Origin of the sequence: Paraburkholderia sp. SIMBA_030, from assembly GCF_046535245.1 — a bacterium.
GTDB lineage: Bacteria > Pseudomonadota > Gammaproteobacteria > Burkholderiales > Burkholderiaceae > Paraburkholderia.
The window spans coordinates 1-253 of sequence record NZ_JAWRXB010001101.1; the positions used below are offsets into that span (position 1 = coordinate 1).

1 protein-coding gene is annotated in these 253 nt (G+C 68.4%); it reads right to left on the minus strand.

Annotated elements, in window-relative coordinates; translation table 11 throughout:
- Positions 1 to 253 (minus strand): ATP-binding protein (locus tag SB772_RS43415; RefSeq protein ID WP_410838948.1); only part of this gene is annotated, 253 nt, incomplete at both ends.

A 253-nucleotide genomic window follows, 5' to 3' on the forward strand; every position in this document is an offset into this window, starting at 1 on the left:
TTTGCCCGGCCAGGCAGTAACCGTTCCGGCATAGATTCCAGCGCGTTCCCGCATCCCCGCGATCCCCTGCCCAGAGCCCAGGCCGCCGAGGCTAGCCATCCCGCCTGCGGGATCGGCGGACGCATCCCGGGTGCCGCGGCCGTCGTCGAGCACGTCTATGGTGACCAAATCGCCGTCGCGGGTAACGTGTACATCCACTCGGCCCAGGGACCGGCCGTACCGCAGCACGTTGGTCAGGGACTCCTGCACGATC